The sequence below is a fragment of the Arthrobacter sp. zg-Y1171 genome (assembly GCF_025244845.1).
Taxonomy (GTDB): Bacteria; Actinomycetota; Actinomycetes; order Actinomycetales; family Micrococcaceae; genus Arthrobacter_B.
This window is the reverse complement of record NZ_CP104264.1, coordinates 327,233-340,368: the sequence shown is the minus strand read 5'-3', so window position 1 is coordinate 340,368 and position 13,136 is coordinate 327,233. Positions and strand designations below refer to the sequence as shown.

The window sequence follows — 13,136 nt, the reverse complement described above, 5'->3', positions numbered from 1 at the left end:
ACCGGGGAGGAACCGTGCCTGAGGGCGATACCATCTGGCGGGCGGCGAGGGACCTCAACGCCGTCCTGGCCGGCAAAGAGCTCACCCGGTGCGATATCCGCGTCCCGAAATTCGCCACCACCGATTTCACCGGCTCCGCCGTGCAGGACGTCGTGTCCCGCGGCAAGCATCTGCTGATCCGCGGCGGCGATCCCGTGGACGGCTGGATCCTCCACTCCCACCTGAAAATGGAGGGGCTTTGGCACGTTTACGCGCGGGGGGAGAAGTGGCGCCGGCCCGCGTTCAAGGCACGCTGCATCCTCGAAACGGACACCCACCAGGTCGTCGGCTTCGACCTCGGGTTCCTTCGGGTCCTGCCCCGCTCGGACGAGGACGAGGCCGTCGGCTACCTCGGCCCGGACCTGCTGGGACCTGACTGGGACGCCGAAGAAGCGCTGCGCCGCCTCTCCGCCCAGCCGGACCGGCCCATCGGCCTTGCCCTGCTGGACCAGCGGAACCTCGCCGGGATCGGCAACATCTACCGGTGCGAGCTGTGCTTCCTGGCCGGCATCCACCCGCTGACCCCGGTCTCGGACGTACCGGATCTACCCCGCCTGGTGGACCTGTCCAAGCGCCTCTTGGAGGTCAATAAGGCCCGCTCCCGCCGGATCACCACCGGCGCCATGGGCCGGGACCAGCTCTGGGTCTATCGCCGGGAACGGCGGGGCTGCCTGCGCTGCGGCACCAAGGTGGCGCATGAGCTGCTCGGCGACAACGAGATGGAAATGCGGGACCTGTATTACTGCCCGCACTGCCAGCCGTTTCCGAGTTAGCCGGGGTCGGGCTTCCTCACCTGAGCTGCCGGCCGGCTCGCCGGATTGAGTCACCGATGCGGTGCAGCCGTTCCGAGTCCAGCTTCCAGGCCTGCCAGTACAGCAGGACGTCCCGGTGCGCACGCTCATCGAGCAGCACCAACGTCCCGTCCTTGAGCCCGTTACCCAACTGCAGTTCCGGCAGCATGCCCCAGCCGAGTCCTGCACGGACCGCAGCCACGAAGGCCTCCGAGGACGGGATCGTGTGCCGGGGCGGTCGTCCGTCAACGCCGCGTGCCTGCAGGAACCGGCGCTGCAGATCGTCCTTGGCATTGAATTGAACCACCGGCATGGCTGCCCAATCGACACCGTCTTCGCGCGTGAAGCGCTGCTGCAGGTCCGGCGTGGACACCGGGAGGTAACGCATGGCGCCCAAGGCTTCGACCCTGCAGCCGTTGACCGGTGTCGGATCGGCAGTGACGGCGCCGATCACGTCCCCTTGGCGCAACAGCTGCGCGCTGTGGTCCTGGTCTTCGACGTGCAGGTCCAGGGTGCTGTCCGTCCACTCGGCTGCTTCGGAGAGGACCGGGACGAACCATGTGGCGAGGGAGTCCGCGTTGACGGCCACCGGCGTCGGCGTCCGCGGTGACGTGCCACCCGAGAGCGCGGAACGGGTTTCCCCTTCCAGCAGCTGCACCTGCCGTGCCATGCGCAGCAGAACCATGCCCGCATCCGTCGGAGTGCAGGGTGTCCCCCGGCGAATGACGACCTGGCCCACGGAGCTTTCCAGTGCCTTGATGCGCTGGCTTACCGCGGACGGACTGATATGCAGCCGATCCGCCGCCGCTTCGAACGTGCCCTCGTCTACGACGGCGGACAGTGCGCGGAGATGCTCAAAGTTCATGAAGCAAACCTAATGCATCCTTCAAATCATTCGTTTGTCTGTACCACTGCAGCTGGTTACCGTCGAGGAATGCTAAGTATTTGGGCAACCGGAATGGTCACCGGTTTCGGACTGATTGTGGCCATCGGGGCGCAGAATGCCTTCGTCCTGCGGCAGGGACTGCGGCGGGAACACATCGGCGCGGTAGTGGCCCTGTGCATCATCAGCGATGCCCTGTTGATCTTCGGCGGCACCGCCGGAATCGGGGCATTGGTGTCCCGTTTCCCGGCGGTCCTGGACATCCTGCGCTGGGCCGGCGCCGCCTATCTCGCCTGGTGGGGTATCCGCTCGCTGATCTCCGCCGCCAGACCCTCGGCGCTGGAAGCACAGGCACCGCGGGCCAAGGGCACCGTCATCCTGACCACCCTTGCCCTGACCTTCCTGAACCCGCACGTGTATCTGGACACCGTGGTGCTGCTGGGCAGCCTGGCAAACCAGTACGGTTCCGACACGCGCTGGATTTTCGCCGCCGGCGCCGCCGTCGGCAGCCTCATCTGGTTTACCGCGCTGGGCTACGGTGCCCGCAGCTTATCTGGGCTGCTGAACCGGCCGCGCACCTGGCAGATTGTGGACCTGCTGATCGGCGTCGTTATGCTGTTCCTCGCCGTCCGGCTGGTCTTGGGCTGATCCGGACCGCGCACTCCGACCGGCCGTGCGTGCTCGCCGACTAGGCCCGCGCGGCGTGCGTGGCCGTGACCCAGCGCAGCAGCGAGTACAGCAGCTGGGAAGCACCGGGCATAAAGCCGGATCCGTGGTGGTAGACCGGGTCCATGGTGGTCACCAGCAGGCGGGCAGGCTGGTTTGCCTCATCCACATACAGCAGCGTGCCGGATTCGGCGCCGTCCTCTTCCATCACCACCAGCGAGCGGGCACCGGGGCGCGGATGCAACAGCCCGTGATGATGCCAGGACACCGACCAGGGGGTGAAGAACTCCCACATCGGATCCTCAGGCAGCCGAAGCCGGGTGCCGTTGTCCTCGCCGGTGCGCCACATCCAGAACACCGTGGGGCGGAAACTGTAGCCGACGCCCGGCAGCCACTGTTCTACCTTGTTCTCACCAAGCACGATCACGGTTTTCCCCGGGTCGGACAAAGCGGCCAGGATGGCCGGAACAAAGCGCCCAAGCTGGCCCTGATGCAGCCGGTCGCTGACAATCACCACGTCCAGGTCCGCGAGTACGGCCGGATCGGCGTCCGGAAGATAAACGGACTCCAGCCGGTACGTCGCCAGGGCCGGGTCGGCCAGGGTCCGCAGGGGCTGGAAGGTGCCGCAGTGCAGCAGCCCGATCCGCGGGGCGGCTGATCCCTCCGTGCCTGAAACGGCGGAGGGCCGGGGTCCGACGGCGGCAGGAGCGGGGGCGGACGCCGGCTCGGCCGCGGTGCGTTCCCCGGCTTCCAGCCACTGCACCAGGTTCGGGCCCAGCACGCGGGTGGAATACTGATCGTCGCTGAAGCTCTCCAGGTCATTGCCGCCGTGCACCAGCACTTCGCCGGAGCCGATCCTGTAGCGGTAGTCCAGCGGGAGCCGGTACTGGCCGATGCCGGTGACCACGGTCGCGCTCTCGGGCAGGTCCAGGTGATAGCCGCGGCCGTAGAAACCGGCGACGCCGATCTCCTCCAACCGCTCGTAGCTGTGGGTTCCGGGCACCCCGGTGCGGTAGTGCAGGTCCCGGTAGTCAATGCCCGCCCACACCGCGTGCGGAGAGACCGGATGCGGCCGGACGTCCTGCGCGCCGCGGAATTCCAGCTTGCGCCAGACCGCCAGCCCGTCGATGAAAGGCTTAACCACCTGGCCGTTGACCAGTACCCGGCCGCCGGCGCGGACAAAGCCGGTGAGCGCTTCGCGGTGCTTTCCCAGCAGGAGATGGTCCACGCCGCCGCCGATCACCAGCCCGTCGGCCGAGAGGATCCGGGCGCGGGCGGCGTCGTCGTCGAGGTCGTAGGCGTCGACATCCTCGAAGGCGCCGCGCCAGGTGGTGTCGGTCTGGCCACGCATCGGCGTGCCGCCGGTCAAGCGGATAATCACGGGTGTTCCTTTCCAAGGGGTGTTCGTATTTCCACCGGAGTCGGCCCTGGCGCCGGTGCCCCGACTGCGCCGGGCACCGGGCAGGCACGGCAGGACGGGCCGAAATCCGGGACCGCGATCACGCGTTCGCCGGATACCGTGCCCACGGTGGGGGTGCAGATCGGCAGGCCATAGACCTCGGAGAGGGCGGGACCGGTGAGCAGCTCCTCGGTAGGTCCCCAGCGGACGTCATGGCTGCCGACAAACAGCAGTGCGTTGCGGGACACGTGGAGTGCGTGGTCAGGATGATGGGTGGTCATGATGACGCCCATGCCCTCCGCGGCCAGTCCGGTGAGCACGCTCAGCACGCGGGACTGGTTGTTCAGGTCCAGTGCCGACGCCGGTTCGTCCAGGACGAGCAGTTCGCAGCCCGAGGCCACGGCCCGGGCAATCAGCACCAGCTGCCGCTGCCCGCCGGAGAGGGTGGAATAGTCGCGTCCGGCCCAGCCGGCCACGCCTACCCGTTCCATGGCTGCATCGGCGGCGGCATGGTCCTCCGGGCGCGGAGTCTGATAGGCGCGCAGGTGCCGGGTGCAGCCCATCAGCACCATGTCGGCGACCGTGAAGGACGGACCCGCGCCGTGGTCCTGGGGCACGTATCCGATGCACGGCGCACCGCGAACCGTTCCCTCACGCGGGGCAAGCAGCCCGGAGAGGCACTTGAGCAGCGTGGTTTTGCCGCGGGCGTTGGGCCCCAGGATGGACAGGACCTCCCCGCGTTCCAAGGAAAATTCCAGGTTCCGGAAGAGCCACGGACGCAGCCGGGAGTAGCGGAAACCGAGGCCGGTGGCCTGCAGCAGCGGCGCGGAGCCGGCCGCCGGGCTGCCCGTCAGGGGATCCCCGGGAACCGGGCGGGGCAGGGAAACGAGGGTCATGAGAGCTCGGCTTTCTTCTGCGAACGGGCCAGCAGCAGCACGAAGACCGGGGCGCCGATAATGGCGGTGAGGATGCCGAGCGGCAGTTCGCTGCTGCTGATGGAACGGCTAAGGGTGTCGATGAGCATCAGGTAGGTACCGCCCAACAGCAACGACGCCGGCAGCAGGATCCGGTGGTCCGGTCCCACCCAGAGCCGGGCGAGGTGCGGAACCACGAGTCCCACCCAGCCGACGGCCCCCGCCACGGCGACGGTGCCTGCCGTCATCAGGGCAACGGCACACAACAGCACCACCCGGGAGCGCTGCGGGTTCACGCCCAGCGCGGCGGCGTCGTCGTCCCCCAGGGACAGCACATTCAGGCGCCAGCGCAGGGCCAGGACGATCACCGCGCCGATGGCCACCGGGACCAGTGCGGTGAGCACCTTGTCATAGCTGGCCGCGGCGATGGAACCGAGCAGCCAGTGCACGATCGAGGGCAGTTCGGAGTACGGGTCGGCCAGGTAGGTCATGAAGGAGACCAGCGCGTTGAAGAACGCCGCCACCACAATCCCGCCCAGGACGATCATCAGCATGGCGTTGTCCCGTCCGCCCAGCCGGCCCAGCAGCAGGACGCCGGCGAGTGCGGCCAGTCCGAACCCGAAGGCACCGCCGACCATCCAGCCGCCGGACAGGCCGAGGGTGAGCACCAGCACCCCGCCGAAGGACGCCCCGGCAGTGACGCCGATAATGTCCGGGCTGACCAGCGGATTGCGGAACAGCGCCTGCAGGCAGGCGCCGCCGAGCGAGAGCGCTCCGCCCACCAGGAAGGCCAGCAGCACGCGAGGCAGCCGTACATCCAGGACCACGGTGGCTTCCTGGTCGGTCCAAGTCCGGCGGAGCATCCCCTCGCCGCCGAAGAGTGCGGTGACTTCGTTGAACAGGATGCGCAGGATTTCGTTCGGCGGCACCCAGTACCGGCCGGCGGCCATGGAAACCAGGGCCACCGCACACAGGATCAGGACGCAGAGCGGCAGGATCAACCGGCGGCGGGCCGACGACGGCGGGGCACCGGCCGACGACGGCGATGTCGAGCCGTCACGGGCAGGTGCAGGTGCGCCGGAGCTATGCGGAGCCGCCATCTCAGCCGCGGAAGACGTCGTAGCCAACGCTGGCACCGTTCAGGTCCAGCCGCAGTGCGGCATCAATCTGGGCTTCGCTCACTTCGTACCCGTAGAGGTACGCAATCTTTTCCTTCATGGCGGCGCGCAGGGTGTTGCTGGTGCGGCCGGGATGGAACACCTCGGCTGCCCACTGCCACATCAGCGGGGACTCGGCGCAGGGAACCTCCCAGCGGTACCCACCCAGCGGGGCCTTGTAGACCCGGCGGTTTTTCACGGCAGACACGGAGGCGAGGGAGGGATCCGCGTAGACCTCGGCCGGGGTGCGGGTATCGAAGCCGCCCAGCGTGATGACCTCGGGATCCCACTCGATCAGCTGCTCGGCGCTGACCACGTTCTCGGCGGAAAGGTTCTCCGCCGCCATGTTCTGCCCGCCGGCCAGCTCCATCCAGTAGTGCATGTAGGAGGACTTGTTGGAGGCCGAATAGCCGTCGCCGGACTGGCCCAGGTGGACCACCCGCACGGGCGTGGAAACCGCGGCGAGTTCATCCTCCAGCCGGCCGATTTCGGCGTGCATCCAGTCCACGATTTCGGTGCCGCGCTCAGGCTTGCCGAGGATGGTGGCGAACAGGGACACCCAGGTTTCCAGGTATTCCTGCGTTCCGTAGAGCAGGCAGACCGTTTTGAAGCCGGCGTTTTCCAGCGGCTCCACAAGTCCGTCGCCCTGGTCCGCCCACTGGAACACAACGTCGGGCTCCAGTTTGGTGATGGTCTCGATGTTGGGGGTGAAGCTCGACGGCGCGATGGTGGTGGTGGTTTTCGAATCGGGGAACATCTCCCCGAACAGGCCCTGCCGGTTGGCCTGCAGCGTGGATTCATTGATGCCCACGATCTTGGCGTACCCGCCGTCCACGGCAGCCAGCATGGAGGGAGAGGGGATGACGGTGGTGGCGATTTTCTGCACCGGCCCGTCGAAGGAAACCTCGACGCCGCGCATATCAGTCACAATGAAACCGCCGGATCCTGCTGCATTCCCTGCCGCCGCCACAGTGTCACGGGTGGAGCAGGCCCCCAGCGCCAAGGCCAGGAAGCCGAGCCCGGCTCCGCCCAAGATATTGCGGCGCGAGGGTCCGGTTTTGGGACCGGACGGGGAGATTTCGGGTGCAGTCAAGGACGTTCCTATCGCAGGCGAGAGGTAAGGATTACCTAAGGGGACACCTAACATCTGACCACAGCCGAAGAGATTACATCACGTTTTTATGCCCTAATTGCAGTGTGAAATGCATCGCATTAATTCCTAGGCGTCCTACCTTCCAGCGAGGCTAGGATTGGACGAATGGACACCCCGAAACAGCTCCCGGAGCAGGACGGCTACTGGTACGGCCCCGATCCGGAGCACCCAAAAGCCCGCGCCGTGCTGGATGCAGTGCGCAGCTACCGCGCCGCCGAGACCCTGGTCCGCCGTCGCACTCAGGATGCCATGGGGATGAACGAAAACGACCTTCTGGCCATGCGCTGCCTGATGCAGGCCCGGCAGGCCGGTGAAAGCCTCGGCCCCAAGGACCTGAGCCGGCTCCTTGGGATCTCCACCGCCTCCACCACTGCACTTATCGACCGGCTGGAACGCGGCGGATACGTCCGACGGCGTGCCCGGCCCAATGACCGCCGCGCCTGGGAGATTGTCCCCACCGACGCATCGGACGCCGATGTTCGCCAGACCGTGGGCGATATGCACCGGCGCATGATGCAGGCCGCGGCAGAGCTGTCGCCGGAGGAAGCCGGGATTGTCATTTCCTTTATGGACCGCCTGCGTTCTGCGCTGGAGGAACCGAAGCCGGATCCGGGGAAGCCGCAGCACTGATCCCGCCCGGGATTTGTCGTCGCACCGGGAATCCAGACCCGAAAGCTGGACTCAACTGCGCACCCACCCTATCGTTAGCCGGATTAGTAAATAGAAAAACTAGCTAATAATCCGGGGGCGGCATGGACAGGTATCCAGCATCAAGAACCGCAGCATCCCCTGTTTCCGACGCCTCGGGCTTTAGCGCCCATGTACTCATCGGCGGCCGGTTCTGCCTGGACGAACCTATCGGGCGGGGCACTGCCGGCTACGTCTGGCGGGCTACCGATCTGGCGTCCCTGGAGAAGGTGGCAGTAAAGATCTTTTCCGCGCCGCTTGGGCACAGGCCGGAGGGGCATGAAGCCATCCGGGAAGCGGCCGCGCTGCGGGCCGTCGAGAATCCGCACGTGGTTCGGATGATTTCCACGGGCACCATCAGCCACCCCGGCACCGGCGTGCAGACGCCGTATCTGGTCCTGGAACTGGTGCAGGGCACCGACCTCCGGCAGAACCTCTCCGGCGGGCTGCCGCCCAGCGACGCTGCGCGGCTCGGCGTCGAGCTCGCCGCCGGACTTGGCGGCGTGCATGCTGCGGGGTACATCCACCGGGACGTGAAGCCCTCGAACATCCTGATGGATCCGGCAACCGGCCACGCCAAAATCACGGATCTGGGCATCGCCGTCAGCAGCCAGGGGGGCGGGGATAAGGAACCGTCCTACGGGAGCCTGCCCTACATGAGTCCCGAGCAGGTGCGGCGCGCACCCCTGACCTCCGCCACGGATATTTACTCGCTGGGACTTGTCCTGCTCGAATGCCTGACGGGGGTCCGCACCTTCGACCTGCCGCAGGTCGAATCCATGGTGGCCCGGACGGTCCGCGGGCCGGTGATCCCGCCCGCGCTCCCCGCCGGATGGCGGTCGCTGCTGTCCGCCATGACCTCGCTCTCGCCGCGCGAACGCCCCAGCGCCGAGCAGTGCCGGGTGGAGCTGGCCTCCCTGCAGCAGCCCGCACTCCCCGCTGCGGCCTGAACCCGTCCGCGCGGTCGCGGCCGGCAGCTAGGGCAGCTTGCCGGCCATCCGTTCGCGCATCGGGCCGCTGGCCTCATTCAGTCCGGTGATCCGCACCTCGGTTCCGCGCCGCCGGTACTTCTCCGTCACGGCGTCGAGCGCAGCCACGGTTGACGCGTCCCAGACGTGGGAGCCACTCAGGTCAATGACCACATTCCCCGGATCCAGGACGTACTCGAACTGGGAATACAAATCATTCGAGGAAGCGAAGAACAGCTCGCCGTTCACCGTATAGACGGCGGTGGCATCGGCGTCGTTCCCGGTGACCGTGCGATCCACGGTGACGAAGTGCGCCACCCGGCGCGCGAACAGCACCATGGCCACCAGCACCCCGACGCCGACGCCGCTGGCCAGGTTGTGGGTCCAGACGGTCACGGCCACGGTGGCCAGCATGACGGCGGTTTCACTCTTGGGCATCATCTTCAGCGTGGACGGGCGGATGCTGTGCCAGTCGAAGCTGGTGACCGCCACGAAGATCATCACAGCAACCAGGGCTGCCATCGGAATCAGGGCCACAACGTCTCCCAGGACAACCACCAGGAGGAGCAGGAATACCCCGGCCAGGAACGTGGAAATCCGGGTTCGGGCACCGGAGCCCTTCACGTTGATCATGGTCTGGCCGATCATCGCGCATCCGCCCATGCCGCCGAAGAATCCGGTAATGAGGTTGGCTGCACCCTGGCCCCAGGCTTCGCGGGTCTTGTTGGAGCGGGTGTCGGTGACGTCATCCACCAGCTTGGCCGTCATCAGCGATTCCAGCAGCCCCACAAATGCCACGGCCAGTGCGTAGGGGAAGACCACCTGCAGGGTGTCGAGGCTGAAGGGCACATCGGGCAGCAGCAGCGACGGCAGGCTGTCCGGCAGTTCGCCTTTGTCCCCGACGGTCGGGACGGAAAGGGACGCGAACACCGTGATGGCCGTGAGGACCACGATGGCCACCAACGACGCCGGCACCGCAACCGTGAGCCGGGGCAGGCCGAAGACGATCAACAGCCCAAGCGCCACGAGCGGATAGACAAGCCAGGGCACCCCCAGCAGTTCGGGCACCTGGGCGATGAAGATCAGGATGGCCAGCGCGTTAACGAAGCCGACCATCACCTGGCGCGGAATGAAGCGCAGGAGTTTCGCCACGCCAAGCAGTGCCAGCAGCACCTGGAAAACCCCGGCCAGCAGCACGGCGGCAATCATGTACTCCACGCCGTGGGAGGCCACCAGCGGTGCAATCACCAGGGCCACAGCCCCGGTGGCGGCGGAAATCATGGCCGGACGGCCGCCGAGGAACGCGATGGAGACAGCCATCGTGAAGGCCGAAAACAGGCCGATCCTCGGGTCCACCCCGGCAATGACCGAGAAGGCCAGGGCCTCGGGGATGAGCGCAAGGGCCACCACCAGTCCGGCCAGGACCTCCGTCTTGAGCAGTTTCGGCGAACGCAGGGTACGCATGACCGACTGGCGCTCTTCCGGCGTCAGGGCCGGCGTCGTCGTTGGAGGCGGCGCTGTCCGCGTCGGCTCCTTCTGGTCAACAGGAGGAAGAACTGGTTCGGTGGCCACCGGGCTCCGTTTCGGATGGGGTTTCTGCGGCAGGATCTGCCTGGATTGCGAGGAGGGCGGGCCTGTTCTACCCAGAACAGCCAAGCCCAATTTAAGCCCGCACGCGCGATATCCTGAAACCGTGATGCAGTCCCCGCTTCCCGTGCGCAACGGAGTCAACGCCACCCGCCTGCGCCTTCCCGGTGAAGGACCGTGGGACACCGCCATGGACTACGTGCTTGAACGGTTCGGCCATGTGGATCCGGACGGAATCATAGAGCGGTTCGAACGCGGTGAAGTAGTGGGCCTGGGCGGCATTCCGCTGACCGCGGCCACTCCCCTGACCGAGCACACCTTCATCTGGTACTACCGCGAGCTTCCGCCCGAAGAGCGGATCCCGGTGGAGATCGGCATCCTGCACCAGGATGAGGACCTGCTGGTGGTGGACAAGCCGCATTTCCTGCCGACGACGCCGGGCGGCATGTACGTGGCCGAGTCGGCCCTGGTGCGGCTGCGGGTCCAATTGGGGATTCCGGACCTGATTCCCATGCACCGCCTGGACCGCATGACCGCCGGCGTGCTGCTGTTCTCCACCAACCCCGAGACCCGGGGCAAGTACCAGACCCTCTTCGAGAAGCGCCGGATCAGCAAGGAGTACGAAGCGGTGGCTCCGGTCCGGGAGGACCTCGAGCTGCCGCGGATTGTCCGCAGCCGGATGATCAAATCCCGCACCTACCTGCTGGCCCAGGAAGTCGAGGGCGAACCCAATGCGGAGACCCGGATCGAGCTGATGGAGACCAGCGGCGGGCTGGGCCGGTACCGGCTGCTGCCGCATACGGGGAAGACCCATCAGCTGCGGGTGCACATGGCATCGCAGGGCATCGGCATCTTGAATGATTCGTTCTACCCGGAGCTGCTGCCCCAGGCGCCGGACGACTATTCCCGGCCGCTGCAGCTGCTGGCGCGGTCCGTGCAGTTCACCGATCCGCTGACCCGCCTGCCGGTGGAGTACCGCAGCCGGCTTTCCTTGGACGCTTTCCCCGGCGCCTAGGGCCGTCCTTTTACAGCAGGTCCTCCTACAACACCGTCCAGCGTCCGCGCATCCGCCGGAGCACACGCAGGTCCTGCCCGTTCGCTACTTCTTCCACTGCGGCACGCATGTTGATGGCGGCGCGGCGGGCCCGTGAGTTTTCCACGGACCATTCATCGTCCGGGACGGTGAAACGCAGCGTGATCCGCGGAATCCCGGAGACGATATCCAGCTGGTTTGCCTCCACGTGGTGGGCGGCCCCCAGGGCGGCGACGGCCGTTTCCATGACGGCCTCGGGCGGATTGCCCGGCTTCAGTCCGAGAATATTCAACTGGACGCGGAAAGAAGGCATGGATCCAGCCTAGTGCGGATGCCGGGGGTGCCTGCGACGCCGTCCATCACCGGACCAGCACCCGGTCCGTTACGGGCAGGAGCCGGGCACAGGCATGGGGCCCGGCGTCAGTCCGTAGACCACTATCGCCGGACCCCATGAACGTTTGCGCTGTTGCCTGGGGCGTCGTCGGCTTAGACGTCATCCGGGTTGAAATCGGCAAGCGGGTCGCCGCCGCGGTGTGCGGGGTCATCGCTGGCGTCTTCGTCGCCTACCGTCGGGTCGCCGAAGTCGACGTCATTGGCGGCCTCGCCGATGGTCGGTGCTTCCGGCGGAATCTGCGTGTCCCCGTTCAGGAAGCGCTCTTCGGCGGTCTCGTCGCGGAGGGTCTGATCGGAGAGCTCACCGGGTTCGTTCAGCGGTGCTTCCTCGCGGATCAGCGGGTCTTCCTGCCAGTTGTCCGGGTTGTCTTCTGCTGCTCCGGGGTACGTGAGGTCTTCAGCGTCCACCAGCTCATCCTGCTCCAGCAGCTCGTCTTCGGACACCACCGTCAGCTCGTCCGGAGTGGCCACAGCGGCGACGTCGTCGGCGAGAACCGGATCGTCGCCCAGCTCGGGATCGGGAATGCTCTGCTCGGTCATAAACCATGCCTTTCACGTCCGGTGAACCGGGCCGCTGTTCCTGCGGCCCATTTAGTAAGCCTACTGATCCTGAGGGCGGCATGCCACCCGGCCGTTCCGCCGGGCAGCAAATGGTGCCCGGCCGTCAGCGCCAAGTGCAGGCCTCGAAACCGTGGAAATCAACACTCTGGCCCGGTTCTATCCCGGCCAGCCAGCTCCCTCTGCGCCGGGGCGGGCAACCACCCGGGGCGGGCAACCACCCGGGGTGGGAAACCCTGCGGTTTGGGGCAATCCCTGGGGTTTGTGTCGATCCCTGCGCCGCGCGAAGCGGGGAACCCGACAAACCGAAGGGATTCGGACAAATCGTAGGGAAACGCCCGGAAACGGCCTGCGGCAAAGGCACTTCGGCACGCAGGACTGGGGCCCCTGCTTCCCGGGCAAGCCTTTCGGCCAGCGGCCGTGCGATTTCCGCCTGGTTTGGGAATTTGCTGCCGGTTTGGGAAAACGCTCCGCTGCGCAGCGGCAGGGATTTCCCAAACCGGCAGGTTTTTCCCATAACGGAGCAAAACCGGATCGCTTCGGAGCGACCTTACGGGCCAAACACCCGAGTTAACCGGTTCAGCGTTCGGCCCGGCTCCTTTCAGCCACCCCGCAGGCGGAAACCCTGCGGTTTGTTGCAATCCCTGCGCCGCGCAACGCGGGGAACCCGACAAACCGAAGGGATCTGCACAAACCGAAGCGTCTGGAGGAAGGCGGCACGCCGGGGCGGGCAACCACCCGGGGTGGGAAACCCTGCAGTTTGGGGAAAACCCTGCAGTTTGTGGCAATCCCTGCGCCGCGCAACGCGGGGAACCCGACAAACCGAAGGGATCTGCACAAACCGAAGCGTCTGGAGGAAGGCGGCACGCCGGGGCTCCGATGCTGCCTGCACCAACCGGGGCTCCGGA

13 protein-coding genes are annotated in these 13,136 nt (G+C 66.7%); 5 read left to right on the top strand and 8 right to left on the bottom strand.

What is annotated here, in order from left to right; genetic code table 11:
- Positions 1–14: 14 nt before the first annotated feature.
- Positions 15–812, top strand: coding sequence for an Fpg/Nei family DNA glycosylase (locus N2L00_RS01680; RefSeq protein WP_255863672.1), 798 nt, complete (start codon positions 15–17; stop codon positions 810–812).
- 16 nt (positions 813–828) lie between these two features.
- On the opposite strand, the gene N2L00_RS01675 is transcribed toward N2L00_RS01680, so the two are convergent.
- Complete coding sequence (locus N2L00_RS01675) at positions 829–1,695, bottom strand: LysR family transcriptional regulator ArgP (RefSeq protein WP_255863671.1); 867 nt, start codon at positions 1,693–1,695, stop codon at positions 829–831.
- A gap of 69 nt (positions 1,696–1,764) precedes the next feature.
- On the opposite strand from N2L00_RS01675, the gene N2L00_RS01670 reads away from it, so the two are divergent.
- The gene (locus N2L00_RS01670) at positions 1,765–2,361 is read left to right on the top strand and encodes a LysE/ArgO family amino acid transporter (protein WP_255863670.1); all 597 of its coding nucleotides are present in this window, start codon (positions 1,765–1,767) and stop codon (positions 2,359–2,361) included.
- Between the two features lie 40 nt (positions 2,362–2,401).
- Here N2L00_RS01670 and N2L00_RS01665 read toward each other — a convergent pair whose 3' ends face one another.
- From N2L00_RS01665 to N2L00_RS01650, 4 genes are read right to left on the bottom strand one after another with little or no spacing between them, the layout of a single operon-like run.
- Positions 2,402–3,760, bottom strand: a complete 1,359-nt coding sequence (locus tag N2L00_RS01665) for a hypothetical protein (protein ID WP_255863669.1) — start codon at positions 3,758–3,760, stop codon at positions 2,402–2,404.
- A complete protein-coding gene (locus N2L00_RS01660; RefSeq protein ID WP_255863668.1) occupies positions 3,757–4,674 on the bottom strand; it encodes an ABC transporter ATP-binding protein in 918 nt (305 codons plus the stop codon). The genes N2L00_RS01665 and N2L00_RS01660 overlap by 4 nt, the downstream gene beginning before the upstream one ends.
- Entirely contained in the window at positions 4,671–5,819 is a 1,149-nt protein-coding gene (locus N2L00_RS01655; RefSeq protein ID WP_255863667.1) for an iron ABC transporter permease, read from the bottom strand. The genes N2L00_RS01660 and N2L00_RS01655 overlap by 4 nt, the downstream gene beginning before the upstream one ends.
- Positions 5,794–6,942, bottom strand: coding sequence for an ABC transporter substrate-binding protein (locus N2L00_RS01650; protein ID WP_255863666.1), 1,149 nt, complete (start codon positions 6,940–6,942; stop codon positions 5,794–5,796). The genes N2L00_RS01655 and N2L00_RS01650 overlap by 26 nt, the downstream gene beginning before the upstream one ends.
- Before the next feature lie 165 nt (positions 6,943–7,107).
- Here N2L00_RS01650 and N2L00_RS01645 point away from each other — a divergent pair, with 165 nt between their 5' ends.
- Together N2L00_RS01645 and N2L00_RS01640 are read left to right on the top strand one after the other, a co-directional pair.
- Positions 7,108–7,632, top strand: coding sequence for a MarR family winged helix-turn-helix transcriptional regulator (locus N2L00_RS01645; protein ID WP_255863665.1), 525 nt, complete (start codon positions 7,108–7,110; stop codon positions 7,630–7,632).
- A gap of 122 nt (positions 7,633–7,754) precedes the next feature.
- Positions 7,755–8,639, top strand: coding sequence for a serine/threonine-protein kinase (locus N2L00_RS01640; protein ID WP_255863664.1), 885 nt, complete (start codon positions 7,755–7,757; stop codon positions 8,637–8,639).
- 27 nt (positions 8,640–8,666) lie between these two features.
- On the opposite strand, the gene N2L00_RS01635 is transcribed toward N2L00_RS01640, so the two are convergent.
- Positions 8,667–10,121 carry a SulP family inorganic anion transporter gene (locus tag N2L00_RS01635; protein ID WP_255863728.1) on the bottom strand — a complete coding sequence of 485 codons (1,455 nt, stop codon included), beginning with the start codon at positions 10,119–10,121 and terminating at the stop codon, positions 8,667–8,669.
- Between the two features lie 232 nt (positions 10,122–10,353).
- On the opposite strand from N2L00_RS01635, the gene N2L00_RS01630 reads away from it, so the two are divergent.
- Positions 10,354–11,259 carry an RluA family pseudouridine synthase gene (locus tag N2L00_RS01630; protein WP_255863727.1) on the top strand — a complete coding sequence of 302 codons (906 nt, stop codon included), beginning with the start codon at positions 10,354–10,356 and terminating at the stop codon, positions 11,257–11,259.
- A gap of 25 nt (positions 11,260–11,284) precedes the next feature.
- Here N2L00_RS01630 and N2L00_RS01625 read toward each other — a convergent pair whose 3' ends face one another.
- Both N2L00_RS01625 and N2L00_RS01620 read right to left on the bottom strand, forming a co-directional pair.
- Positions 11,285–11,590, bottom strand: coding sequence for a hypothetical protein (locus tag N2L00_RS01625; protein ID WP_255863663.1), 306 nt, complete (start codon positions 11,588–11,590; stop codon positions 11,285–11,287).
- Positions 11,591–11,763: 173 nt separating this feature from the next.
- Positions 11,764–12,210 carry a hypothetical protein gene (locus tag N2L00_RS01620; protein ID WP_255767387.1) on the bottom strand — a complete coding sequence of 149 codons (447 nt, stop codon included), beginning with the start codon at positions 12,208–12,210 and terminating at the stop codon, positions 11,764–11,766.
- Between the last annotated feature and the right edge of the window lie 926 nt (positions 12,211–13,136).